Source organism: Candidatus Poribacteria bacterium (genome assembly GCA_016866785.1).
In the GTDB taxonomy this organism is placed as follows: Bacteria; Poribacteria; WGA-4E.
On the sequence record VGLH01000062.1, the window covers coordinates 1 to 23,760 of the forward strand.

A 23,760-nucleotide genomic window follows, 5' to 3' on the forward strand; every position below is an offset into this window, starting at 1 on the left:
ATCTTCGATGCCATCTGGCGTCAGCTGCTTCTCCGGTGCGAGGAGTTGGGGGCATTGACTGGACATGGCAGTCCGCCGATGGATCGATGGGCAAAGCGATGGGCAAAGCGACCATCCCCGCCGACGCGGTCGGACCCAACCCGACGGATCGCGGAAAAAAGGGGTGAAACGAAGCGTCGTCGTGGAGAGCAACGGTGGCCCGTTGGGCGTGACGATCGCCGGAGCCAACGTCCACGACACCCAGCTGCTTGCCGCGACGCTGGATGCCATCGTTCTCGCGTCGCCGTTTCCGACGGAGGAACAGCCGCTGCACTTGTGTCTCGACAAGGCGTATGACAACCCCACGGGAGCGCAAGCGATCGCCGATTCCGGTTACATCGGACACGTCCGTCGAATCGGCGAGGAGAAGCTCGACGATCACGGGGAGAAGACCCATCCGGCGCGACGTTGGGTGGTGGAGCGCACGATGGCGTGGTTGGCCAAGTACCGCTCGATTCGGGTGCGCTATGAGGTCAAACCGGAGAACTACTGCGGACTGGTGAAGCTCGCCTGCATCCTCATCTGGGCGCGCATCTGGCATCGGCTCAAAGCCGCGTACGCGGATTGAGATAGACTCTTAGGAAATGAGGTCAGACATCAGGACATCTCGGCAAACGTCTGTGCCTCCGCATCATTGCGGGGTACGTCGCGCGGTGTCATTATGGCGAGTGTGGGGAGACCTGACGAAGGGACCAAGCAGATGAGCTACGACATCGGCATGAGCGCGATCCGACTGGAGTCGCCCGCACGGCTGGGCCACAGCGAGTACTGCAGCAACTACGCCCTGGTCCGAGCGGTGACGGGCACCGACCCGCGAACAGACGGTAGCGCTTGGGGCAAGTTCCAGGATGCCTGGGAGCTCGACTTCCTGTGGGTCACCAACGACGGTCCGCGAGGCTGGAAGGGGCGTGTCACGGATATGGGGCACGCCGAGTTCCTCGAAGGCGGGATCGACCGCCGAGACCACGTCCACTACCCGTTCCAGACCGTTGAAGACGTTTGGTCGTTCGACGCGGTCGAGGAGTACGGGCTCACGCCGATGGACGAGCTCGTCGACTACTACGACCGCACGTACACGTCGTCGCAGGCGGCACACCCGAATCAGATCTACACCGGCGGCTACTACAAGACGATTGTCTCCGGCGCGATCCAGGCGTTCGGATGGGACATGCTCTTGGAGGCGGCAGCCGACCAGCGTCGGTTCGACCGCGTGCTGGAGAGCTTCTTCCGCCTCACGATGCATCACGTTCAGGCGTGGGCGAAGACTTCGTGCGAGGTGTTCATCCAACACGATGACATGGTGTGGACCGAAGGCGCGTTCATGCACCCCGACTTCTACCGAAGCGCCATCTTCCCTCGGTTCAAGCAGCTCTGGGACGTCCTCCATGAGGCAGGTAAGACGATCCTCTTCTGCTCCGACGGCGACTTCACGGAGTTCGTCGACGACATCGCCGATGCGGGCGCGGACGGATTCATCTTCGAGCCGTTGACCGATCTCGACACGGTGATCGAGCGTTACGGCAAGACCAAGGTCATCGTCGGGAGCAAGCTCGACTGCCGCACGCTCACCTTCGGCACGCCCGACAAGATACGCCACGAGGTCGACGAAACGCTGAAGATCGCCAAGGACTGCCCGGGCTTCTTCTTCGCCGTCGGCAACCACATTCCGAGCAATGTGCCCGTCGACAACGCCCTGTACTACTTCGACTACCTGTCGCAGAACTGGTACCGGTAGCGAACCCAAAGGCGCGGACGAATGCGAATCATCGACGCTCACCTGCACGTCTGGCTGACCGACTTGTCGAAGTACCCCTTCAACCCTCGAGTCGCCGCCCCGACGTTGCGGGCAGACGCCGACTTCCTGATCGAGTGCATGGACGATGCCAGGATCGCCGGCGCGCTCATCATCCAGCCGATTGTCTACGGCTTCGACCACCGGTACGTCACCGGAACACTGAAAAGCCATCCGAACCGGTTCCGCGGCATGTGCCTGATCGACCCGCAGCACGCCTGTCCCGAGGACGAGTTGGCGAGATGGCGCGACGAAGGCTACATCGCGGTTCGCTTGAACCCGAATCTGTTCCCGCCGGAGACGCCCCTGGACTCTCCGCTGGGTCACCGCATCTTCGCAGAAGCGGGTCATCTGGGAATGCCGGTCGGCTTCCTGATCAACCCGGACCACTTCGGCGCGGTCGATCGGCTCTGCGAGGCGCACCCGGAGACGGTCGCCGTGATCGACCACTTCGGACACTGCCGCCCGACGCTGAGCGATGGCGAGCAGTTCAGCCATCTGTTGCATCTCGCGCGACACCCGAACCTGCACGTGAAGCTCTCCGAGTTCCCCCGCGCATCGTTTCAGGAGTGGCCCTACGCAGACCTGCATCCATGGCTTCCGCGACTGCTGGAGGCGTATGGGGCACCGCGTCTCATGTGGGCGACCGACTTCCCGTTCATCGTGCCGCAATGTGGCTACACGAGGGGTCTGACGCTGATGACCGACGAAGCCCCCGGGCTGGACGAGGAGACGATGCACTGGTTGCTGGCAGGAACCGCTGAAAAGGTCTTTGGAACCTGGGGCTAGAGCCGCATGGATCGACGAACCTTCCTGCGAACGACCGCTGCCGCCGGACTCGCGCTGGCGACGCGAACCAGTCACACCAGAACGGAGCCGAGTGCCGTGGATACGAAGCACCTGCCGCGCTGGCGCGGCTACAACCTGCTGGAGAAGTTCACGGAGCGTCACAACGCGCCCTTCGTCGAAGCCGACTTCGAATGGATGCGCGAGTGGGGGTTCGATTTCGTGCGGTTGCCGCTGTCCTACTGGTGCTGGTCGAAGCCCGGCGAATGGCGCGAGATGGACGAGAACGTCCTCAAGGACATCGACCAGGCGGTCGAGTTCGGGAGACAGTATGGCGTTCACGTCAACATCAACTTCCATCGGGGACCGGGCTATTGCGTGAACCCTCCGGCGGAGCCTTTCGATCTCTGGACCGACGATCAGGCGCTCGAAGCTTGCTGCTACCAGTGGGCTCGGTTCGCCGAACGGTACCGGGGCATCCCAAACGACCGGGTCAGCTTCGATCTGCTGAACGAGCCGCCGAACATCGCCGAAGAGACGTATACCCGCGTCGTGCGCGCCTTGGTCGCCGCGATCCGCGAGCAGGACCCAGATCGTCTGATCGTCGCCGACGGGCTCCAGTGGGGTCGGACACCGGTGCAGAGCCTCGCCGATCTCGGCGTCGCACAGAGCACGCGCGGCTACGATCCGATGCGGATCAGCCACTTCCGCGCATCGTGGATCCGTGGATCGGACACCTGGGAGGTTCCCACCTGGCCCCTCGACGAAAACGGGCGTAGGTTCGACCGAGCCCGCCTCATGGCTGAACGCATCGAGCCGTGGAAGGCGCTGGAATCGAAGGGCGTCGGCGTGCACGTCGGCGAGTGGGGCGCGTTCCAGCACACGCCGCATGCGGTCGTCCTGTCGTGGATGAGGGACTGCCTCGAGCTCTGGCAGGAAGCCGGTTGGGGATGGGCGATGTGGAACTTCCGGGGCTCGTTCGGCGTCCTCGACAGCGGTCGCAAGGACATCACCTACGAGTCGTTCCGGGGTCACCAGTTGGATCGCGCCATGCTCGAACTCGTCCGAGCTCACTGAGGGCAGCGCGCATGATTCGTCGCTGGGACATCATCACGATTGGGAACCTGTCGCGGAACCGCTACTGGGGCGAAGACGACAGCAGAGCCCGACGCAGCCCCATCTGCACGACGACGCTCATCACGGGAGACGACTTCCGCCTGCTGGTCGATCCGTCGCTCTCGGACGCCGATCGGATGATGGTCGAGCTCGACCGTCGCGCCGGAGTCCCACCAGAGGCGATCATCGACGTGTTTATCACGCACGAGCACGGGGACCACTACGCGGGCATCGCCGCGTTCCCGTCGGCTCGGTGGACCGCCGCGCCTCCGGTGGCAGACGCGCTGAACGGCAGCGGTCGTCTTGCCGAGAAGGTAACGCCTGTCACAGGTGAGCTGTTCGGATGTATCGACATCCTGCCGACCCCAGGACACTGCGACAGCCACCACAGCCTTCGCTTCGACCTCGACGGAAGGTCCGTCGTCGTGGCTGGGGACGCGACGATGACGCGCGACTTCTGGCGCGAGCGGCAGGGGTACTTCAACTCATCCGATTTCGAGCTCGCGGCGAGAACGATGGATCGCCTGTCGCGTATCGCGGACATCGTGATCCCCGGACACGACAACTACTTCCTCGTCCTGCCGACGAGCTAGCGTTTGCCGCTCTCGTTTCAAAAGCCGCGAACCGGATAGGGCTTCATCGTGTCCACGCGCGGCGCGTATCCCGCCGGGAACCGGTCCGAGACGGACCGCCCGTCCTGGAAGAGCTGCCAGGCGTCGGGATCGGACGGAACCGAGGGAAGCGGCGGAAACTCGCGCCAGGCGTTCCCGTCCAGCGGCGAATCGTAGCCGTCCTCCCGCAGCCGGTTGATGAGCTGATCCCGCAGCCGGGCGAGCACATCGGCGAAAGCAGGATTGCCGGCGAGACTTCGCTCCTCCCGCGCTCCCGTAGTTCTGGTCAGGAGCCATTCGCGCCGGTCCGGCGCGGAGTGGATGTACTTGAACGACCGCGTCGCGAGCATGTAAAGCGCCCCGCCATCTTGGCTGAACTGCCCCAGCACTCCCATGCGCTCGACGTTCTTCGCAGCGACCTGTGCCAGGTCTGTCCCGGCGTGTCTCGGCTCCTTCTCCAAGCCCGCTGCGGCGAGGCACGTCGGCAGGATATCGACGAGGCTCGTCGGTTCGTCGCATCGGCTGCCGATGGCGAATCGCTCCGGAAACCGCGCGAGCAGCGGCACGCGCGCGGCGACGTCGAGGAACGACCGCTTGCCGTAGGAACCGTAGTCTCCCAGGAACTCGCCGTGGTCCGACGTGAAGAGGATCAGCGTCCGGTCGAGCACGCCTTCGGACTGCAGCCGGTCGAGGATGCGACCGACATTGTAGTCCACGAACGAGATCGCCGCGCAGTAGGCGGCTCGCATCGTCCGCAGCAGATTCAGGTCGGTGCCCTGATCTCGATACTTGTACCGGTTCTGCAGACGGTTCCAGTGGGTCAGCAGGTGCTCGTAGCCTTCCGGCAGATACGGCAGCGGCATCTCGACCGAACGGTAGAGACGGCTCCAAGGAACCGGCGACTCGAACGGCGGATGCGGCTTGATGAAACTCGTCCAACAGAAGAAGGGACGTTGGCGGTCTCGGCGCGCGAGGAAGTCGAGCGTTCGGTCCGCCGTCCACTGCGTGTTGTGTAGGCGCGGCGGAAGCTGCGACGGCTGCGGGATGTAGTAGAACTCGCTCCGCTCTCCCTGGGGTGCAACGATGTGGTCGTACCCGTTGTCGGTCAGGAACGCGCGGAAATCGTCGTCGCCGCCGCCCTCCTCGGAGTAGTCCCGCGACTCGTACCCCCAGAGAGCCCGCGAGTCGGGTCCGAAGTGCATCTTGCCGACCCCGTGCGTCTCATAGCCCGCCGACGCCAAGTACTGCATCAGCGAGGTTCGCTCCTGCGGCATTGGCGAGTTGGACGTGCATCCGGTTCGGTGAGGATACTCGCCCAGCAGCAGGCTGCAGCGCGACGCCATGCACACCGGCGAGGGGCAATACGCCGACGTGAAGCTCGTGCCATCTCGCACGAGTCGGTCGAGCGCGGGAGTCTGAATGAGCGGGTTCCCCAGCGCCCCGATGGTGTCGAAGCGCTGCTGGTCCGTCATGATGAGCAGGATGTTCGGCGGCATCGGCATGGGCTGTCTCCGACATGAGCTGGCGGTTCCTGCGACGGCTTCGCCATCGTGACCTGAGCCATGCGATGCGTCAAGCACGTTCCGCGCCGAACGCCGCGAGGGTACAATGCGTCGCAGCGTCGCGTTGAACCCGTCACCCCACGCGCCTGGAGCGGTCCCTATGCCTTCGCTCTTCACGCCGGAACAGCGAGCGCGCATCCACAACGCCTACTTCGACGCGATGAGCGACCCCGTGTGGCAGCCCCCGGCGTCGCTCGATGCATGGGAACGCCGAGCCCATGTCGTCCGTCGGGAACTGGCGCGAGTGCTGGGGCTCGCCCCGCTGCCGCACCGTCCGCCGCTGCGCGTCCAGGTGACGGGCGAGATCGAAGCGGACGACTACACGGTGACACGGCTCTACTGGCAATCGTTCGAGGGCTTCTACGCGGGAGGATGGCTCTACAAGCCGAAGCGGCTGCGCGAGCCCGCGCCGGCGGTTCTGAACCCCCACGGACACTGGTCAAACGGCGCGAGACATCCGGTCGTCCAATCACGGTTGATCGGGCTCGCCAAGCGCGGATACGCCGCCCTCGCGGTGGACTCCGTTCATGTGACCGATTTCGCCAGCGGCTTGTGCTCCATGACCGCGATGACGTGGAACAACATCCGCGCCATCGACCTGCTCTGCGCGATGGATGACGTGGACACGTCGCGCATCGGATGCACCGGCGCGTCCGGCGGCGGTCAACAGACGATGTACGTCGCCGCGTTGGACGACCGCATCACCGCCACGGTCAACGTCGCCCTCGTCACCTGGTTCAAGAAGATCCTCTTCCCGACCGAGCAGACCCACTGCTACTGCAACCACGTGCCGGGGCTGCTTGCCGTCACCGACGAGCCGGAGATCGTCGCGACGATTGCGCCAAAGCCCAGCCTCTATCTGTGCGTGACGGGCGACTGGACGCGACACTTCCCGCAAGACGAGTTCCCGCAGATCGCACACGTCTACGGTCTCTACGGAGCTCGCGACCGGACCGACGTCGCCCAATGGGACTGGGAACACGACTACCATCGCCCGATGCGCGAGCGCATGTACGCCTGGTTCGACCGGTGCTTGCGCGGCGTCGGCGACGGCGCCCACGCGACCGAACCGGAGATCGAAACGCGGACTCCCGAGGAGCTCGACGCGCTCTCGGCTCCCGTCGCCGGGGCGCGTCCGTGGAACGAACTGCCCGATTACTACCGGAGCACGCTTGCGCCGTCGAGACCCGATCCGTCCCACCTCCGCTCGCTGTTGGGCGCGGACAAGCGCCGCGTCTGGCTCGAAGCCGACCTGTTCACTCGACGCAACGGAGCGTCGTGGGTCGCGCGAGGGGCTTCGGGCGTCCCGATTCCTCTCACCGTGCATTCGAGCGTGTCCGGCGATGGCGCTCGAATCCTGATACTATTGCATCCAGACGGGAAGGATGCCGCCGCGGAGACGGATGTCCGCGCGCTCATCGGTCGCGGATGGACCGTCGTTGCGCCCGATGTGCGGTGGCGCGGCGAGTTTCAGATCCGCTGGAACCTGAACGCCACAGTCTGGGGCAGACCGGAGGTCGGGTCCGCCGCCGACGACGTGATCGCGCTGATCGATGAGTTCCAATCGCGACGCCCGGAGCTGGTCGAGATCGCCGTCGTGGGTGTTGGCGACCTTGGAGTCGCCGCGCTTGCCGCTGCCGCGCTGGATCGCCGCATCCGAACGGTCATCGCTCCATCGCTGGGGCTTCGCTACACCGACGGCAGGATCGACTCGCCGCTCCCGAACGTCCTGAGGTACGGCGACCTGGAGGACCTGGTCCGACTGTGCGCTGGAAAGCGTATCCTGATTGGCGGCGTGGGCGCGGACGGAGCCCTGTACGAAAGGATCGGCGCGACGGTGCTGTCGGCAGACCCGCCCAACGCTTGGATCGACGCGCTCGCGTAGACGGAGACGACCCGCATTGGCGAAGAGCAAGTTCACAATGCTGGCGCTCGACAGCGCGACGTCAGCGCGGCGCGGAACGTTCCGGACGGCTCACGGGGTGTTCCACACGCCGGCGTTCATGTCCGTCGGGACGAAAGCGACCGTCAAGAGCCTGACGCCGCACGAGTTGCGGGCGTGCGGGGCTGAGGTCGTTCTGGCGAATACCTATCACCTCTATCTCAGACCCGGACACGCGGTTGTCGAGAAGGCGGGCGGGCTCCATCGTTTCATGGGCTGGAAGGGCCCGATACTCACGGATTCCGGCGGGTTCCAGGTGTTCAGTCTGGGCGACAAACGGACGATCAACGAGGAGGGCGCCGAGTTCCGCTCGGAGATCGACGGGTCCAAGCACCTCATCTCGCCGGAGAAGTCCATCGAGATACAGAACGCGCTCGGAGCGGACATCATCATGGTTTTCGACGAATGCACGCCCTATCCGGCGACGTACGAGTACGCCCAGAACTCGATGGAGCTCACACTGCGTTGGGCGGCGAGGAGCAAGAGGGCGCATCGGAACGAGCATCAGCACTTGTTTGGTATCGTCCAAGGCGGCATGTTCCCCGATTTGCGCAAGAGAAGCGCCGAGGCGACCATCGAGATCGGGTTCCCAGGCTATGCCATCGGCGGGCTGGGCGTCGGCGAAGAGAAGGAGCTGATGTACGAGATGACGGCGTCCACAGCGCCGTTGCTGCCGGAGGACAAGCCCCGCTACCTGATGGGCGTCGGCACGCCGGAGGATATCGTGCAGGCGATCCGGTGCGGCGTCGATATGTTCGACTGCGTCATGCCGACGAGGAACGCGCGACACGGCTTCATCTTCACGACCGGCGAGCCCGTGCGCATCCGCAACGCCCGGTACCGAGACGATTTCACGCCGCTCGATCCGGACTGCACCTGCTACACCTGCCGTCACCACACGCGCTCATACCTGCGCCACCTCTACATCGAGGAGGAACTGCTGGGCAGACGCCTGCTGTCGATCCACAACCTCCATTTCTACCTCCACATGATGCGCGGGATTCGGGCAGCCATCGAGCAGGGCGCCTTCGGAACGATGAGCCATGAGATCGGCGAGCTGGTCAGGCTTGGGCAGTCCGTCAGTGCGACGACCGCCCGCTCCCAGGAGGAAGGGCTCTGATGGAACTCATCGGGATTGCCCTCATCGTCATCGCGGTCCTTACCTACGACTTCAGGATGAAGGAGATGGGCAAGGAGGGGCTGCTGAAGCCGAAGGGATCGTCGAAAAAGGGCGCGACGAATCGCGAACTGGATCAGCTACGCGCGGAAGTCTCCGACGTGCGCCAGAGCGTCCGTCGCATGGAGGAGCAGCTCGCCGAGTTCATGATCGCCACGGAACGCGCGCGCCTCGCGGACAACGCTCCGCGACGCCTCCCGTCCGACGACCGGTAATCGGCGCGGGGATCGGCGTCAACGCCTCGCCGCTTCTGCCTGCCATCGGTGGAGCTCTTCGAGAATGTCGTCCCTGCCCTCGTAGCGCTTGTAGACGAGTCTCGCCCGGAACGAGTCGCGTTGCCCGACGACGTAGTCCGGCACAATGAACTGGAAGTCCCAGGCTGGGTTCGTCGTCTGCGCATGCGTCGAGTCCCCGCCACCGGACGGCGAGTGCGAGAACCGGATCCCCTCGGATCGGTCGAACATCAGGATCGCGACCATCCCGTGGAACCGTCCGTAGAAGAACGGCTCGCTGAAGGTCAGCCGGGACCGGTTCGTGTAGAGCATCGGCGGGTGTTCGGGCGAGAACGTCGGCAGCTCGGACCCGTCGTCGGGCAGAACCGTGCTCTCGTCGTTGTGCTCCTGCGTGCAGAGCTGCACCCATCGTTCGCGTCGTCGGAAGTAGATGCTCTTGTCGTGCGGCGCGTTGATGTAGCTCGCCCAGAAGAGCCCGATGTACCCGTGCTCGAAGACCGGTTTGTGCGCCATGCACTCGAAGACCATATCGATGTAGTGAGGCTCGTGCAGTCGGAAGGTCGTGATGCTCTCGAGTCCGAAGTACGGCGTCGCGGGCTGGTGGAGCTGGACTGTGGCGTCGTCCAACTTCGAGAACGTCATGTCCGCTTGGCGAGGCTCGTACCGCAGCTCATGCGCGGTGGCGTGCCCGTCGTAGATGTGCTCGAGGTTCAGCCCGGCGTAGGCGGGCACGAACAGGCTCTCGCTCTGATGGCGGGACGCCAGCGAGTAGACGCCGTTGTAGCCAGCCCGATGCTCGTCCTCAGCCCCGTTGTCGCCGATGACAGCGCGCAGATCCCCGATGTGAAACTCGCCGGACGCCATGTTGCACCTCGCTCCCCGATACCGAGGCAGTTTCGTCACGACGGCGCACAGTCGCCATCAGCCAGCAACCACGTTGCGGACGCAGCGGAACCCAACGCTCGGATCCGCCGTTGTCGCGGGCAGGAAGCCGCGATAGCCGCAGCGAAGCATGCTGCCGAAGCTTTGCCACGAGCCGCCGCGAACGACGCGGCGCGATGAAGGCTCCGCAGCCAGCGGGTTCCGCACGGGTTCACCTTCCGGCGCTCGATTGCCGTAAGCGTCGCTCGCGTAGCCGTCGGCGCACCATTCCCACACGTTGCCTGCCATGTCGAACAGCCCGAAGGCGTTGGGCGGATAGGACCCGACCGGCGTCGTGCGGGAAAAGGCTTGGTCGTAGTTCGCGAGCGCGTGTGTCGGCTCCGCGTCGCCCCACGGGAAACGCGATTCCTGTCGGTCGGCGCGCGCCGCTCGCTCCCACTCGGCCTCGGTCGGGAGCCGCTTACCCACCCATGCCGCATACTGCGACGCCTCAGTCCACGTGACGCCGATGACGGGCTGATCCGGTCCATCAAACCCTCGGCGTCCCCAGTGCGCTGGGAGCCGCGCCCCGGTCAGTCGGGCGTACCTCGCCCAATCGGCGTTCGTGACGAGGCAACAATCAATTTCGTAGGCGCCCAGGCAGACGGCGTGGCGAGGCATCTCATTCTGGAACACGGCTCCCGGTTCGTCTTCGGTGCTCCCCATGAGGAACGCCCCCGCCGGAACCAGCGCCATGGTCATTGCGCAGTCCAGCCGCCGTCGACGAAGAGGGCGGAGCCCGTCATGAAGCTCGACGCATCCGACGCTAAGAAGACGATCACTGACGCGAGCTCGACCGTATCGCCCCACCTGCCCATCGGGATTTTCGACAGGAACGCCTGGTAGGCTTCCGGGTTCTGGGTCAGGGGTCGGTTCATCGGCGTGTCGAAAGGTCCCGGGCAGACCGCGTTCACGGTGACGCCGGTTCCCGCGTATTCGAGTCCCCACGCGCGCGTCATGTTGAGCAGCCCGCCCTTGGTCGCGGTGTACGGCGAGCGAGACGCGAGCCCCACGGCTCCCAGGATGGACGACATGTTGATGATCCGACCGTGCTTCTGTTCGAGCATCGTCGGCAGAACCGCTTGCGCGCAGAGGAGCGGACCTGTCAAGTTGATGTCGATGACGCGCTGCCAGTCGTCCAGCGAGAGCTCCAGCGTGGACGTTCGCACGTTGACGCCGGCGTTGTTCACGAGAATGTCGATCCGCCCGAACCGGTCGAGGGTTTCCTGCGCCATGCCCCCGACCTCGTCCGGGGAGGTCACGTCCGCCTGGAGGGGCAGGACGTCCCTGCCGGTCGCTGCCGAGATCGAGGTCGCGACGGCTTCGCACTCGTCGAGATGGCGGCTCGTGATCGTCACGTTTGCGCCGGCTTCGGCGAGCCCCAACGCCATCGCCTCGCCGAGCCCCTTGCTGCCGCCGGTCACAATGGCGACGCGTCCATCCAGTCGGAACCGATCCAAGATCCCCATCGGCGAACCTCGTCCTTCCGTACCATCACGGTTGATTGAGCGCCGCCAGCACAGCCGACGTTCTTCCGCTGGGACCGACGGGCGGCTTATAACACGCACGCGCCGGACGGACAACGCATCCGAGCCTCACTCGCTGCCGGTTCCTCTTGGATGCAGGTGCGTGTAGGCTTCGCGCAGCCGCTCCGTCGTGACGTGTGTGTAGATCTGCGTCGTCGACAGGCTGACGTGACCCAGCATCTCCTGGACGATCCGCAGATCGGCTCCTCCGTTGAGCAGATGCGTGGCGAAGCTGTGGCGCAGCGTGTGGGGCGAGACCGGCGTCTCGATTCCCGCCTGCTTGAGGTAGGTATTGAGCCGGTAAGCGATGGCGCGAGGAGTCAATCGCGTGCCGAGGTGGCTCAGGAACAGCGCGTTCGGGTCCTGGTGGCTCCGACCGAACTCGTGGCGCACCGCCAGATAGGACGAAATCGCCGCCATGGCAGGACCGCCGATGGGGACAATCCGCTCCTTCCTGCCCTTGCCCCGCACCTTGACCGTATGATCCGCCTCGATGCTGTCGACGTCGAGCGCGACCAGCTCGCCGATCCGCATTCCGGTCGAGTAGAGGAGCTCGAGGATCGCCAGATCGCGCGCGCCCATCGCCGTCGACGCATCGGGAACGCGTAGCAGCGCATCGACCTCGCTGGGGTCGAGGAACTTCGGCAGGCGCTTCTCGCGGTTCGGCGTCCTCACCTTGATCGTCGGGTCCTTGGCGGCTCGGCCGAACCGGGTCAGCCATTTGTAGAGCGACCGGATCGCCGACATGCGGCGTTGGGTCGTCGTACGCGCTTTCCCGGCGGACTGCAGATGCGCTAGGTAGGATCGGAGCAGGAGGTTGTCGATCCCGTCAAGGGTCGTCGCGCCCTTGGACTTGGCGAACTCCGCGAAGTCCTCGAAGTCGCTCCGATAGGCTCGGATCGTGTGCGACGAGTAGTTCCGCTCGGAGGTGAGATACCCGAGGAACTCCTCCACGACGTCTGCCAGGAGCTGGTTGTCCACGGTCGATGATTCCCTGTTGACTCGCCGCTCAATCGCCGAGGCAGATGCCCATCTCGCGAGCGCATCGGATCGTGTCGCAGTCCAGTGGTACGCGTTTCGTCTCGCTGATGCCGGTCTCAACCGGCACGAACACCATGTCCGGCGGCTGGTACGACACCATGCAACCGAACTTCCGCTGCTCCACGGCTCGCACGGCGGCAGCGCCGTAGCGCAGCGACAGCAGTCGATCGTACGCGGTCGGATGCCCGCCGCGCAGCAGGTGTCCCAGGCTGAGCGATCTCGTCTCCTTGCCCGTACGCTCGGCGATCTCCAGCGCGACGCGTTCTGCGATGCCTCCGAGCCGGATCTCCCTCCCGAGCTCCGTTTCGTGCGTGCTGGTGAGCCCGCCACCGACCGGCGTGGCTCCTTCGGCGACGACGCAGATCGCGAACTGCCTGCCGGCAGCCTCGCGACGCCGCACCTTCGCGCAGACCGACTCGATGTCGAACGGGATCTCGGGGATCAGGATGATGTCCGCCGTCGCCGCGATGCCCGCGTGGAGGGCGATCCAGCCGCAGTAGCGCCCCATCACCTCGACGCACATGACGCGACGGTGCGACTCGGCAGTGGAGTGCAGCTTGTCGAGGGCGTCCGTCGCCGTCGCTACCGCCGTATCGAACCCGAAGGTCACATGGGTCCCGTTGACGTCGTTGTCGATCGTCTTCGGGACGCAGACCATCGGGATGCCCTTGTCCATGAACCGTTTGGCGATGCGGAAGCTCCCGTCGCCGCCGACGGCGATGAAGGCGTCGAACCCGTGCTCGTAGAACTTGCGGACCACTTCGTCGGAGATATCGACGAGTTCGCCGTCTCGAGGGAACTCGAAGGGGTTTCCTCGGTTCACCGTACCGAGGATCGTGCCCCCAAGAGGAGTGATCCCCCGAACCATGTCCCGCGTCAACGGATGAACGCCGCCGGGTCGAAAGAAGCCGTTGTAGCCCTCGCGGACTCCATACACGTCCCATCCGCGGACGGTCGCCGCGTTCACCACGGCTCGGAGCACGGCATTGAGTCCGGGGGCGTCGCCTCCGCCCGTGTTCACGGCGATTCGCATGCAGTCCCTCACTGGTTCGGTGGCACGTCCGAAGGCTAGGCGGGATGATCGTCACGGCATAGTCTACCACCCGACGGCGCGTGGGGAGAAGCCAGGCGGAACCACCGAGACGTCGATATCCTTGCATCCACAGGCGGGCAAACGCGACAATGGGCGCGCCTAGACCGTGACAGCAGCACACACTTCATGGAACCGCCCATCGAGGTTTCGCCTTTGGCTCGGTTCGTGCTCAAGCGCATCGGCTCCATTCTGCTGTCCCTGTGGGGCGTGTCCGTCCTCGTGTTCCTGATGGTTCAACTGATTCCCGGTAACCCGGCGCGCGCGATGCTGGGGGAACGGGCGACCGAAGAAGCCGTGCGCGAGCTGGAGCACACGCTGGGATTGGACCGTCCGCTCATCGTCCAGTACGCCGCGTTCCTGTCACGAGCCGTCCGTCTCGACCTGGGGCGGTCCATCAAGACGAACGAGTCCGTCATTCGGGAGATCTGGTCGCGTTTCCCCGCGACGCTCGAGCTAACTCTCGTCGCGATGGCGTTTGCCGTCACCGCAGGCATTCTGGTGGGAGCCGTCGCCGCGACCCAGCGAGGCAGGCTGCTCGACTACGCAGGCATGGCGGCAGCACTCGTCGGCGTCTCGATTCCCATCTACTGCTTGGGTCTTCTCCTGATCCTGGTGCTGTCGTCCGGGCTGGGCATCCTGCCGAGCGGCGGACGAGGCGATGCCTCCGTGACGGTCGTATCCGGCTTCCTGCTGATCGACAGCGCATTGTCGGGCTCGTGGGGCGCGATCCGGTCGTCCCTCGCCCACCTGCTTCTGCCGGCGGTCGCGCTCGGCACGGTGCCCCTTGCCATCATCTCGCGGATCACGCGGTCGTCGCTGCTCGAGGTCCTCGACCAGGACTACATCCGCACGGTGCGCGCAGCCGGGCTTCCCGAGCGGACGGTCCTGCTCAAATACGCGCTGAAGAACGCGCTGATCCCGGTCCTGACGGTCGTAGGTCTCGAGTTCGGGTACCTCTTGGGCGGAGCCGTCATGACGGAGACGATCTTCAGTTGGCCCGGGCTCGGGCGGTGGCTCGTGACATCCGTTGCGGCGCGGGACATGCCGGCGATCCAAGGTGGAGTGCTGTTTGTCGCCGTGCTCTTCATGGGCATCACGTTCGTTGTCGACATCCTGTACGTCGTGATCGACCCCCGCGTTCGATTGGGCGGCGAATGAACCGAGACCTGCTGAGCGCCCTTTCACGGAACGCGATGGTCGTGACCGGCAGCGTGATCCTGAGCGCCTTCATCCTGGTGGCGCTTCTATCGGTCGTCTACACGCCGCTGGACCCACGCTCCGTGGACCTCGATTCGCGGAACCTGCCGCCGAGCCCAACGCATCTGCTAGGAACCGACGGCGTGGGCCGCGACATCCTGAGCCGAACGATGGCGGGTTCGCGCATCTCGCTACGAGTCGGCATCGTCGTCATCGGGGCTGCCATCCTAATCGGCGCAACGATGGGTACGATCTCCGGTTACTTCGGCGGAAGCGCAGACGCCATCCTCATGCGCGTCGTGGACGTGCTCCTCGCCGTGCCGGGCATCCTGCTCGCCTTGGTCATTGTATCGGTTCTGGGCCCCAGTCTGCGCAATGCCATGGTCGCCGTCGCCGTGGTGGCGGTGCCGCAGTTCGCTCGTGTGATGCGGGCGGAGGTGATGCGGGTCAAAGTGCAGGAGTACGTCCTGGCGGCGCGCGCGATCGGGGCGTCGGACCTGCGGATCGTGGCTCTGGCGGTTCTGCCCAACTGCGTCGCTCCGTTGTTGGTTCAGGCGACGCTCGGAATGGGAACCGCGATCCTTGAGACGGCGGGACTGTCTTTCCTCGGCCTGGGCGACGACCCCAGCACGCCGGAGTGGGGCAGGATGCTCGCCGATCAGTTCCGGTACATCCGGCAGGCATGGTGGACGGTCGTTCCACCCCTGGCGGCGATCTCGCTCGTGGTTCTCGGGTTCAATTTGCTCGGCGATGGGTTGCGGGATGTCCTCGACCCTCGCTTGCGGTCGACGCGGGATTAGGCGACGACGATTCGGGACGTGACATGAAAGTCAAACTCTGCGGAACGACCTCGGTCGAAGACGCCCTCATCGCACAGGACGCAGGAGCCGACTACGTCGGCGTCGTCATCGATGTGCCCTACTCCGAACGGTCGCGCACCGTTGACGAGGCGCGCGCGATCCTCGCCGCCATCACCGTGCCTGGCGTCATTCTGACATACCGGTTGCCCGTCGAGTCGGCAGCCGATGCCGCCGAACGGACCGGCGCGCACGCAGTACAGCTCTTGGGGAGCGAAAGCCCCGATGAGGTGTCACGGCTCGCTGCTCGGCTCGCGCGACACGCCGAAGTCTGGGTATCGCTGTTTCTGCCGCCTGCCGGCCTCGAGGGATCGCGTTCTTCGGCGGACGAGGTCGTCGCGTCGATGGAGTCCTACGCCGATGCCGGTGCGGACGCGCTGCTGCTGGACACGGCCGCTGTCGTGGACGGCCGCCATCGGTTCGGCGGAACCGGCATCGTCAGCGACTGGCATACGGCACGCGACTTGATCGCTCGGTCGCCTCTGCCGATCTTCTTGTCGGGCGGCATACGCCCTGAGAACGTCGGCGAAGCCGTCACTCGCGTTCAGCCGCACGGCATCGACCTCTGTAGTGGGGTTGAGGCCGCTCGCAGCAGACGAGACCCAGCCCGAACGGCCGCGCTGTTCCGGGCTTTGCGCAGTGCTCTGGAGGCAATGTGATGGAGCTCAACCTCGGCGTATTGACGGACGAGATCAGCGACGACCTGCAGCTCGCCATCGACACGGCGAAGTCGTGGGGCATATCCAACATCGAACTGCATCGGGTCTGGGGTCAGAACATCTGCCACCTGTGTGACGCCGACCTGAGCCGGGCGCTCGCCATCGTCCGGTCCAGCGGAATGCCCGTCACCTGCATCGACTCGCTGACGCTCCGGTGCGCCCTCGACAGCGACTCGGAGTATTCGGAACACATCGCCCACATGCGCCGGTCCATCGAGCTCGCTCGGCTGTTCGGGACGAACATGGTGCGACTCTTTGCCTTCTGGAAGGAGCCGCAAGTGACGGATGCCGTGTGGCAGCGGATCGTCACGAGGCTCGAACTGCCGATCCGCATCGCGGAACGCGAGGGCATCACGCTCGGGTTCGAGAACGTGTCGTCGGGCAACATCGGTTCGAGCGCCGACATGAAGCGGCTGCTCGACGCATTTCCATCTCCGGCGCTCCAGGTCATCTGGGATCCGGGGAACGCGTACGCGGCCCGCGACGAGCTCTCAGCCGCTGAAGGGTACCGACTGCTGCGGGATCGCGTCGTCCACGTCCACGTGAAAGACTGTGACTTCCACAACGGCGAGCGGCGCTGGCTGCCCGTCGGCGCCGGCAAGGTCGATTACGTCGGCTTCCTGCGCGCCCTGTCAGAGGATGGCTACGGCGGCGTGATCGCCCTCGAAACCCATTATCGGCCAGCCAGTGGAGACGCCATCGAAGCCTCGAGGGCTTCGCTCGACGGTCTGCTCGCCGCCGCAGCCAGAGCGTCGAACGAATAGATCATCGCCGGCAGCTTGCCCAGATTTCGTCACCAACATTGCCGGATATTGCGCAATGGTTCACAAGCGTCCAATCGGCCATCGTCGGGAATCCTCTCCGACCGGCTCCATGCCTGGCGTCCCGACGACCACCTTCGGTATTCCAGGTGCCGCGGAATATGGCACGCATGTTGCCAGGAGAACACCGACGGTTTCTCGGAACTACCTCCCTATCAGTTCGCGAGAGAATCCAGTCTAACCTCCTTATCCAAGAGGCTGCCAAGGCGAGACGGCAGCCTCTTTTTCTGTCCGAAGCAGCCCTTTCGTACTCACATGGCATTGGCACACATCGTGCCTCGCATTGCTCAGCATCTTAACTCTCCTTTCTGAAGCATCGGGCTGCTCGGTTTGACGAGCAGCCCGATTTTTGCTCCTTCCCCCCTTCCCGTCGGTTCCCGGATTCGTGCTAGAATCGCCTAGCGAGCGTCTGATGGCAGGTCCTTCAGTGCGAGGGAGCACGATGCGAGTCGCAGTTGTCGGATTGGCGGGCGTTGGGCGTGTCCACGTGGATCGATGGAGCCGTAGCGACAAGGCGAACCTGGTCGCGGTCTGCGACATCCAGCCGGAGATCGCCCAGGATACGGCTGACCGAATGGGCGTCGCCTCCTACCTCTCGGTTCACAATCTGCTCGACAGCGCCAGACCCGATGCCATCAGCGTCTGCACACCACCCAAGAGCCATCTGCCCATCGCGTCTGCCGCAGCCCGGAGAGGCGTCCACGTGCTCGTTGAGAAGCCGATGGCGAGCAGTGTCGCGGACTGCCGGGCGATCATCGACGCGTGCGCGGAGAACGGCGTGACATTGCTGGTAGGTCACAAGAAGCGGTTCGTCCCGACCATTGTCCGGCTGAAGTCCCTCACCGAGGGCGAGCTCGGTCGCATCCGGTTCATGCTCCATCGCTACCCGCACCCGTGGCTCTCGGACAAGGACTGGTTCTGGCAGGAGGACGACGGCGGCGGACCCATCCTCGAGAACGCCGTCCATGCGGCAGACACGCTCGGTTTCCTGATGGGCGATGTCGAGCGCGTCTTCGCCGAGGGCGACTCGTTCTTCGCCGAATCGCGCGCGCCGCAGATCAACTGCGCCGCCTGGACGCTGCGATTCGCCGACGGAGGCATCGCCACGGTCGGGTCAGGGATGGTCTCGATGCCTGCGTTCAGCTTCGAGGATTTCTACGCGGCGACCGACGCCGGGATCGCCGAAATCAGTGGCTCGTTCGACAACCCGAATCGCCTCCGGTGGGGGATGCGGTCGGCGCCAAGCAACGCCACGGACGAGGTGCTCGACGCCGATCCTTTCGCGCTCGAGATCGACCACTTCATCGAGTCCATACGCTCGAAGACGACCCCCATCGCCGACGGCGTTGCCGGCATGAAGGCGGTCGCCATATGCCGCGCTGTCAAGCTGTCCGCAGTCCGACGCGAACCCGTCACTATCGCAGAGATGCTTGCCGTCTGACTCAGGAGCCGAGGGAGCCCGCTTCGCGATGAACGCCCAGGACGTACGAGCGCTCAACGCCCGGATCGAGCAGGAGAGCCGCTACCTCGACACGATGCTCTCGGAGATCGAGGGCGTCATCGTCGGGCAGCGGCAGCTCATCGAGCGCTTGCTGGTCGGGCTGATCGCCGACGGGCACCTGCTCCTCGAAGGCGTTCCGGGGCTCGCCAAGACCACTGCCGTCAAGTGCCTCGCAGCGACGATCCAGGCGAAGTTCCAGCGGATCCAGTTCACGCCCGACCTGCTGCCGGCGGACATCATCGGAACGGTCATCTACCATCAGCGAGATGGGTCTTTCGCCGCGAAGCAGGGGCCCGTCTTCGCGAACGTGGTACTCGCAGACGAAGTGAACCGAGCGCCTGCGAAGGTTCAGTCCGCCCTGCTCGAAGCGATGCAAGAGCGGCAAGTCACCATCGGCGACCGCACGTATCCGCTCGCGGCTCCATTCCTCGTGCTGGCGACTCAGAACCCCATCGAGCTCGAGGGAACCTATCCGCTGCCCGAAGCCCAAATCGACCGGTTCCTGTTCAAGCTGCGCATCGACTACCCGGATCGCGAGGCGGAGATCGAGATTCTCGAGCGTGGAACCGGCTCTGTGGTTCCGACCGTGCGTCCCATCGCCACGACGACGCAGATCCTTCAATCGCGCGATACGGCGCGAGCCGTCTACGTGGATCGCCGCGTTCAGGAGTACATCGTCGATCTGGTGCGCGCGACACGAGAACCGGTGGCAGTCGGTCTGCCACGCCTGAAGCCCCTGCTCGACTATGGCGCGTCGCCGAGAGCCTCGATCTTCCTGGCACTGGCAGCGAAGGCGTATGCCTATCTGAACCATCGTGCCTATGTGGTTCCCGACGACGTGATCGCCGTCGCGCCGGACGTGCTCCGACATCGGCTTATCCTGTCCTACGAAGCTGAGGCGGAAGAGCTCACGGCGGACGACCTGCTGACAGAGGTCATGGGAGCCGTCAAGGTTCCGTAGCGAAGGCTCGACGGAACCTGGTTGTCGCCGACGAGGAGCAGGCAGGCGCCGACCTGTCCTCATGGGAGGGACATCTGAAGCGAAAGGTCGTGGGGTACATCAGGAGGAACACGTTGGGAGACTGCCCGATCACGCCCGAACATGTCGCGTTCTACCGCGAGAACGGGTTCATTCAGTGCGACGGTTTCTTCACGCGCGAGGAGGTCGCCGGCTTACGCGACGCTCTCGACCGAGCCGTTGCGGACCAGCGCGACCGCATCCTCGGTCAGACGGGCCCCGTCGCAGACGATTACATGCGCGTCTTCAATCAGCTCGTTAACCTCTGGACGGACTACCACGCGGTCAAGCCGTACACGTTCCATCCAAGGCTCGCGGAGAGCGCTCGGAGGCTGTCGGAGACGCGCCACGTGCGGCTCTACCACGATCACGCCCTCATCAAGCCGCCAGGCGAACGGAGCCGCGAGACGAACTGGCACCAAGATGCGCCCTACTGGCCCATGGACCCTGTCGGAGCGCTCTCGGCGTGGATCGCCCTGGATGACGTGTCGCTCCTCAATGGATGCCTGCAGTTCATCCCCGGTTCCCACCGCTTCGGCAGGCTGGAGCCGATCCGGCTCGGCGTCGACGGCGAGAGCATCGTCGAGAAGATGGAGGCGAGAGGGCAGCATGTCGCGGCGCCGGTCACGGCCGAGATGAACGCGGGTGGCGTAACCTTCCACCATGGGTGCACGTTCCACTACGCCACGCCAAATCGCTCGGACGATCATCGCCGCGCGTTCGCCATCATCTACATCCCGGACGGCACACTCTACACGGGCAGAGGCGACGCCGCGGGGGCAGGCGACGAGATGGAAGCGGGCAAACCGTGGGTCCATCGGCTCCATCCGGTTCTAGCAGGTGAGGAGTAGCTCGCGGTGATGCGGGCAGGAGGAGGTACGATGAAGCTGACGCCTAAGCAGATCGCCGAGTACGAGGAACGCGGGTTCGTCGCCGTCGAGGGCGTCATCCCGGCGGACCGAGTCGCTGAGATGCGCCAGAGGATCGAGGAGCTCTGCGACGAGTGGCAGAGCGACGGCGCGAAGCGAGTCGGCGCGCAGCAGGAGGCGGACGTCGCTGGAGCCGCGACCGGCGAGCGCAGCGCCCTGACGATCCGCAAGTTCTCGGACCTCGTTCCCCACGAGCCCCTTTTTGAGCGGCATGCCACCGACCCGGCAGTGCTCGACCTCGTCGAGTCGCTCATCGGAGCCCCGATCCGCCTCTACGCCGATCAAGCGCTCCTGAAGCCGCCTCGCATCGGCTCCGAGAAACAGCCCCACCAAGACAACGCCTACTTCCGCGTCGATCCGGCGGATGCCGTCATCACGGCGTGGTGCGCTCTCGACGATGCGACGGTCGAGAACGGCTGTATGCATTACCTCGCGGAGTCGCACAAACTCGGCGCCGAATCGCACACGTCCATTCCGGGGACACCTCACCTCGTGCCCGACAAGTTCGCGCGCGAGCAGACGATCGCCGTGCCCCTCAGGGCGGGTGGCATCGTCCTGCACCACTCGCTGACGCTTCACTACACGCCGACGAACACGACGAGCTCGTGGAGAAGGGCGTTCGTGTGCCACTACGTCCGCGAGGGCGCGGAGACACCGGGCCGCCAGCTCGACAGCCTGCGGCTCGTCCGCTTCTAAACGATGAAGATCACCGCCGTCCGCACCGTCGTCGTCAACGCGCAGATGCGCAACTGGGTCTTCGTCAAGGTGGAGACCGACGTCGAAGGTCTGCACGGCTGGGGCGAGGCGTCGCTGGAATGGAAGACGCGCGCCGTCGTCGGAGCCGTCGAGGACTTCGCGCCGATGCTCGTCGGCATGGACCCGGCGCGGATCGAGTTCCTCTATCAGCGCATGTACCGGCAGTCGTTCTGGCGGATGGGTGTCATCGGCATGTCAGCGATCTCCGGCATCGAGCAGGCGCTCTGGGACGTCCGGGGCAAGATTCTCGGCGTGCCCGTGTACGAGCTCCTTGGGGGAGCCGTCCGCGATCGCGTGCGGATGTACACCCACCTGGGCGGCGGCAAGATGGCGGACGTCTACGACACGCAGTTCCGGGGCGAGACCCAGCGATTCGTCGAACTCGCCCTCGAAGTCGTGTCACGCGGCTACTCGGCGGTGAAAGTGCTCCTCACTCCGCCAACGGAATCGCTCAGCTCGATCGCGGACTTCGCCTATGCGGAACGCTCGATGGCTGCGCTCCGCGACGCCCTGGGCGACCGCGTCGATATCATGGTCGACTGCCACGGGAGGCACTTCCCGGCGAACGCCATCGAGTTCTGCCACATCCTGGCTCCGTACCGCCCTTTCTTCGTCGAGGAACCGGTTCCACCAGAGAACGTCGATGCCCTGGCGGAGGTCCGTCGCGCGAGCCCGGTTCCCATCGCGACGGGCGAGCGGCTCGTCACGCGATTCGGCTTCCGTGAGGTCTTCGAGAAGCAGGCGGCTCATGTGATCCAGCCGGACCTGTGCCATTGCGGGGGGCTGTGGGAAGCCAAGAAGATCGCCGCGATGGCGGAGGCGTACTACGTCGGGGTCGCTCCGCACAATCCGCTGGGACCCGTCGCCAACGCGGCAGCGCTCCATTTCGCGCTCTCGACGCCCAACTTCCTGATTCAGGAGGACATGCTCTCCGACGTGCCGTGGCGTTGGGAGGTCGTCCGCCACGACTTGAAGACGGAAAACGGCTACTGGCTCCCCACCGATGCACCAGGGCTGGGCGTGGAGGTGGACGAGGTCGCAGCCGCGAAGCATCCGTTCCAGCAGGAGGAGATGCCGTCGCTGGAGATCCGCGCCAAGGACGGAGCCGTGCTGGACTGGTAAGGAGCCTTCCCATGCAGGTACGCGTCGAGAACCCGCTGCTGCGAACGCCGCTGTCCATCATCATCGACGACTCGTGCCCGGTCATCAACAAGGCGAAGTATTGGATCGAACAGCGCGAGGCATGGCGCGTCCGACACGGCGTCACCGCGCCACGGAACGGCTGGGAGCGCCACTACGACAAGCTGGATCGGATGCCTGACACGATCCCCGCGTCCTTCGCGGAGGAATGGGGCGATTGGTGCGGCGAACAGGGAATTCGGGGCAAGTTCAGCATGATCCCGTTCCCGGCAGGCGTCGGGCGGATCGACCAGACGTTCGTCGGGTTCCCGGAGCGGGAGCTTTCCGAGTGGATACGGGTTGCCCGTGACGTCATCCAGCCACACTTCGACCTCACGCCGGAGATGATCACCCACACGCATGTCGTCGATCTGGATACTTGGCAGCTCACCGAGGAGTGGGAGCAGGGAGAGTGGGTCGATCCCCCGGCAGACCTGCTGCCTCGTTACGTCGAGACGGCGATGCAGCTTCTCAGGAACGCCGGCATCGTCTGCGAGGGTGTGACGAGTCCCGGCGCGTTCGCCAAGCGCAAGGAAGACGTCCACGCCAAGGCTGTGCTGGACGGCGCGCGCTGGGTCAACGGGATCGATCGCCCATTCTACTTCCTGCACATGGTCGACAAGGAGATGCCGACGGTTCCCATCTGGTATGCCGACAAGTCAGCGGGGACGGCGGTCGCCAGCATTGTCGGCTGCGCCGGGGACTGGTTCGGCGCGACGGGGTTCGACGAAGCGAGCGCGGATCGCTTCATCACCGAGGACCTTCAGGGCGGCAGGCTGCCGGAAGTCCTCGAAGCAGGAGCTCCCTGCGTGCTGGTCGGGCATTGGCCCTGCTTCTACGTGAACGATCAGGTTGGGTTCGGAGTGCTCCGTGACGTGAAGCGCCGACTCGACGCCTACGACCCCGATGGCACGCGCACGCTGTGGATGAAGAACAGCGAGATA

The 23,760-nt window shown here is 65.0% G+C and carries 24 protein-coding genes; 18 read left to right on the forward strand and 6 right to left on the reverse strand.

Annotated elements, in window-relative coordinates:
- Positions 1 to 64: 64 nt before the first annotated feature.
- From FJZ36_10445 to FJZ36_10465, 5 genes are all read left to right on the forward strand, one after another.
- Positions 65 to 607 carry an IS5 family transposase gene (locus FJZ36_10445; GenBank protein ID MBM3215319.1) on the forward strand — a complete coding sequence of 181 codons (543 nt, stop codon included), beginning with the start codon at positions 65 to 67 and terminating at the stop codon, positions 605 to 607.
- 93 nt (positions 608 to 700) lie between these two features.
- Complete coding sequence (locus FJZ36_10450) at positions 701 to 1,774, forward strand: hypothetical protein (protein MBM3215320.1); 1,074 nt, start codon at positions 701 to 703, stop codon at positions 1,772 to 1,774.
- A 21-nt stretch (positions 1,775 to 1,795) separates the two neighbouring features.
- Positions 1,796 to 2,620: an amidohydrolase gene (locus tag FJZ36_10455; GenBank protein MBM3215321.1), complete on the forward strand. Its 825-nt coding sequence runs from the start codon at positions 1,796 to 1,798 to the stop codon at positions 2,618 to 2,620.
- 6 nt (positions 2,621 to 2,626) lie between these two features.
- The gene (locus tag FJZ36_10460; GenBank protein ID MBM3215322.1) at positions 2,627 to 3,694 is read left to right on the forward strand and encodes a glycoside hydrolase; all 1,068 of its coding nucleotides are present in this window, start codon (positions 2,627 to 2,629) and stop codon (positions 3,692 to 3,694) included.
- 11 nt (positions 3,695 to 3,705) lie between these two features.
- On the forward strand, positions 3,706 to 4,326 hold the full coding sequence (locus FJZ36_10465) for an MBL fold metallo-hydrolase (protein MBM3215323.1): 621 nt from the start codon (positions 3,706 to 3,708) through the stop codon (positions 4,324 to 4,326).
- A 17-nt stretch (positions 4,327 to 4,343) separates the two neighbouring features.
- On the opposite strand, the gene FJZ36_10470 is transcribed toward FJZ36_10465, so the two are convergent.
- On the reverse strand, positions 4,344 to 6,044 hold the full coding sequence (locus FJZ36_10470) for a hypothetical protein (protein ID MBM3215324.1): 1,701 nt from the start codon (positions 6,042 to 6,044) through the stop codon (positions 4,344 to 4,346).
- Here FJZ36_10470 and FJZ36_10475 point away from each other — a divergent pair.
- From FJZ36_10475 to FJZ36_10485, 3 genes are read left to right on the forward strand one after another with little or no spacing between them, the layout of a single operon-like run.
- Positions 5,953 to 7,791: an acetylxylan esterase gene (locus tag FJZ36_10475; protein ID MBM3215325.1), complete on the forward strand. Its 1,839-nt coding sequence runs from the start codon at positions 5,953 to 5,955 to the stop codon at positions 7,789 to 7,791. The genes FJZ36_10470 and FJZ36_10475 overlap by 92 nt on opposite strands.
- Positions 7,792 to 7,828: 37 nt before the next feature.
- Positions 7,829 to 8,968 (forward strand): tRNA guanosine(34) transglycosylase Tgt, encoded by a 1,140-nt coding sequence (gene tgt, locus FJZ36_10480; GenBank protein MBM3215326.1) that lies wholly within the window; start codon positions 7,829 to 7,831, stop codon positions 8,966 to 8,968.
- Complete coding sequence (locus FJZ36_10485; protein ID MBM3215327.1) at positions 8,968 to 9,240, forward strand: hypothetical protein; 273 nt, start codon at positions 8,968 to 8,970, stop codon at positions 9,238 to 9,240. The genes tgt and FJZ36_10485 overlap by 1 nt, the downstream gene beginning before the upstream one ends.
- Before the next feature lie 18 nt (positions 9,241 to 9,258).
- On the opposite strand, the gene FJZ36_10490 is transcribed toward FJZ36_10485, so the two are convergent.
- The 5 genes from FJZ36_10490 to FJZ36_10510 form a co-directional block, all read right to left on the reverse strand.
- Entirely contained in the window at positions 9,259 to 10,122 is an 864-nt protein-coding gene (locus tag FJZ36_10490; GenBank protein MBM3215328.1) for a hypothetical protein, read from the reverse strand.
- A 57-nt stretch (positions 10,123 to 10,179) separates the two neighbouring features.
- Entirely contained in the window at positions 10,180 to 10,881 is a 702-nt protein-coding gene (locus FJZ36_10495; GenBank protein MBM3215329.1) for a formylglycine-generating enzyme family protein, read from the reverse strand.
- Positions 10,878 to 11,648 carry an SDR family oxidoreductase gene (locus FJZ36_10500; protein ID MBM3215330.1) on the reverse strand — a complete coding sequence of 257 codons (771 nt, stop codon included), beginning with the start codon at positions 11,646 to 11,648 and terminating at the stop codon, positions 10,878 to 10,880. The genes FJZ36_10495 and FJZ36_10500 overlap by 4 nt, the downstream gene beginning before the upstream one ends.
- Before the next feature lie 126 nt (positions 11,649 to 11,774).
- A complete protein-coding gene (gene xerC, locus FJZ36_10505; protein MBM3215331.1) occupies positions 11,775 to 12,806 on the reverse strand; it encodes a tyrosine recombinase XerC in 1,032 nt (343 codons plus the stop codon).
- Positions 12,715 to 13,779, reverse strand: coding sequence for an ATP-dependent 6-phosphofructokinase (locus FJZ36_10510; protein MBM3215332.1), 1,065 nt, complete (start codon positions 13,777 to 13,779; stop codon positions 12,715 to 12,717). Before FJZ36_10510 ends, xerC begins: the two co-directional genes overlap by 92 nt.
- A 213-nt stretch (positions 13,780 to 13,992) precedes the next feature.
- Here FJZ36_10510 and FJZ36_10515 point away from each other — a divergent pair, with 213 nt between their 5' ends.
- From FJZ36_10515 to FJZ36_10560, 10 genes are all read left to right on the forward strand, one after another.
- Positions 13,993 to 14,997, forward strand: coding sequence for an ABC transporter permease (locus tag FJZ36_10515; protein MBM3215333.1), 1,005 nt, complete (start codon positions 13,993 to 13,995; stop codon positions 14,995 to 14,997).
- Positions 14,994 to 15,836: an ABC transporter permease gene (locus FJZ36_10520; protein MBM3215334.1), complete on the forward strand. Its 843-nt coding sequence runs from the start codon at positions 14,994 to 14,996 to the stop codon at positions 15,834 to 15,836. Before FJZ36_10515 ends, FJZ36_10520 begins: the two co-directional genes overlap by 4 nt.
- A complete protein-coding gene (locus tag FJZ36_10525; protein ID MBM3215335.1) occupies positions 15,674 to 16,552 on the forward strand; it encodes a phosphoribosylanthranilate isomerase in 879 nt (292 codons plus the stop codon). The genes FJZ36_10520 and FJZ36_10525 overlap by 163 nt, the downstream gene beginning before the upstream one ends.
- Positions 16,552 to 17,376 carry a sugar phosphate isomerase/epimerase gene (locus FJZ36_10530; protein ID MBM3215336.1) on the forward strand — a complete coding sequence of 275 codons (825 nt, stop codon included), beginning with the start codon at positions 16,552 to 16,554 and terminating at the stop codon, positions 17,374 to 17,376. The genes FJZ36_10525 and FJZ36_10530 overlap by 1 nt, the downstream gene beginning before the upstream one ends.
- Positions 17,377 to 17,845: 469 nt before the next feature.
- On the forward strand, positions 17,846 to 18,874 hold the full coding sequence (locus FJZ36_10535; GenBank protein MBM3215337.1) for a Gfo/Idh/MocA family oxidoreductase: 1,029 nt from the start codon (positions 17,846 to 17,848) through the stop codon (positions 18,872 to 18,874).
- Positions 18,875 to 18,902: 28 nt separating this feature from the next.
- Positions 18,903 to 19,895 carry a MoxR family ATPase gene (locus tag FJZ36_10540; GenBank protein ID MBM3215338.1) on the forward strand — a complete coding sequence of 331 codons (993 nt, stop codon included), beginning with the start codon at positions 18,903 to 18,905 and terminating at the stop codon, positions 19,893 to 19,895.
- 17 nt (positions 19,896 to 19,912) lie between these two features.
- On the forward strand, positions 19,913 to 20,803 hold the full coding sequence (locus FJZ36_10545) for a phytanoyl-CoA dioxygenase family protein (GenBank protein MBM3215339.1): 891 nt from the start codon (positions 19,913 to 19,915) through the stop codon (positions 20,801 to 20,803).
- 9 nt (positions 20,804 to 20,812) lie between these two features.
- Positions 20,813 to 21,577: a phytanoyl-CoA dioxygenase family protein gene (locus FJZ36_10550; protein MBM3215340.1), complete on the forward strand. Its 765-nt coding sequence runs from the start codon at positions 20,813 to 20,815 to the stop codon at positions 21,575 to 21,577.
- 3 nt (positions 21,578 to 21,580) lie between these two features.
- On the forward strand, positions 21,581 to 22,759 hold the full coding sequence (gene dgoD / locus FJZ36_10555) for a galactonate dehydratase (GenBank protein ID MBM3215341.1): 1,179 nt from the start codon (positions 21,581 to 21,583) through the stop codon (positions 22,757 to 22,759).
- 11 nt (positions 22,760 to 22,770) lie between these two features.
- Positions 22,771 to 23,760, forward strand: a 990-nt coding sequence (locus tag FJZ36_10560) for a hypothetical protein (protein ID MBM3215342.1), incomplete at its 3' end; no start/stop codon positions are given.

What these genes read in the sequence shown, in the direction of transcription:
- FJZ36_10445 (MBM3215319.1), top strand. Translation starts at nt 65, where the DNA reads ATGGCAGTCCGCCGATGGATCGATGGGCAAAGCGATGGGCAAAGCGAC.
- FJZ36_10450 (MBM3215320.1), top strand. Translation starts at nt 701, where the DNA reads ATGGCGAGTGTGGGGAGACCTGACGAAGGGACCAAGCAGATGAGCTAC.
- FJZ36_10455 (MBM3215321.1), top strand. Translation starts at nt 1,796, where the DNA reads ATGCGAATCATCGACGCTCACCTGCACGTCTGGCTGACCGACTTGTCG.
- FJZ36_10460 (MBM3215322.1), top strand. Translation starts at nt 2,627, where the DNA reads ATGGATCGACGAACCTTCCTGCGAACGACCGCTGCCGCCGGACTCGCG.
- FJZ36_10465 (MBM3215323.1), top strand. Translation starts at nt 3,706, where the DNA reads ATGATTCGTCGCTGGGACATCATCACGATTGGGAACCTGTCGCGGAAC.
- FJZ36_10475 (MBM3215325.1), top strand. Translation starts at nt 5,953, where the DNA reads ATGCGTCGCAGCGTCGCGTTGAACCCGTCACCCCACGCGCCTGGAGCG.
- FJZ36_10470 (MBM3215324.1), bottom strand. Translation starts at nt 6,044, where the DNA reads ATGCGCGCTCGCTGTTCCGGCGTGAAGAGCGAAGGCATAGGGACCGCT.
- tgt (MBM3215326.1), top strand. Translation starts at nt 7,829, where the DNA reads ATGCTGGCGCTCGACAGCGCGACGTCAGCGCGGCGCGGAACGTTCCGG.
- FJZ36_10485 (MBM3215327.1), top strand. Translation starts at nt 8,968, where the DNA reads ATGGAACTCATCGGGATTGCCCTCATCGTCATCGCGGTCCTTACCTAC.
- FJZ36_10490 (MBM3215328.1), bottom strand. Translation starts at nt 10,122, where the DNA reads ATGGCGTCCGGCGAGTTTCACATCGGGGATCTGCGCGCTGTCATCGGC.
- FJZ36_10495 (MBM3215329.1), bottom strand. Translation starts at nt 10,881, where the DNA reads ATGACCATGGCGCTGGTTCCGGCGGGGGCGTTCCTCATGGGGAGCACC.
- FJZ36_10500 (MBM3215330.1), bottom strand. Translation starts at nt 11,648, where the DNA reads ATGGGGATCTTGGATCGGTTCCGACTGGATGGACGCGTCGCCATTGTG.
- FJZ36_10510 (MBM3215332.1), bottom strand. Translation starts at nt 13,779, where the DNA reads ATGCGAATCGCCGTGAACACGGGCGGAGGCGACGCCCCCGGACTCAAT.
- FJZ36_10520 (MBM3215334.1), top strand. Translation starts at nt 14,994, where the DNA reads ATGAACCGAGACCTGCTGAGCGCCCTTTCACGGAACGCGATGGTCGTG.
- FJZ36_10530 (MBM3215336.1), top strand. Translation starts at nt 16,552, where the DNA reads ATGGAGCTCAACCTCGGCGTATTGACGGACGAGATCAGCGACGACCTG.
- FJZ36_10535 (MBM3215337.1), top strand. Translation starts at nt 17,846, where the DNA reads ATGGCAGGTCCTTCAGTGCGAGGGAGCACGATGCGAGTCGCAGTTGTC.
- FJZ36_10540 (MBM3215338.1), top strand. Translation starts at nt 18,903, where the DNA reads ATGAACGCCCAGGACGTACGAGCGCTCAACGCCCGGATCGAGCAGGAG.
- FJZ36_10550 (MBM3215340.1), top strand. Translation starts at nt 20,813, where the DNA reads ATGCGGGCAGGAGGAGGTACGATGAAGCTGACGCCTAAGCAGATCGCC.
- dgoD (MBM3215341.1), top strand. Translation starts at nt 21,581, where the DNA reads ATGAAGATCACCGCCGTCCGCACCGTCGTCGTCAACGCGCAGATGCGC.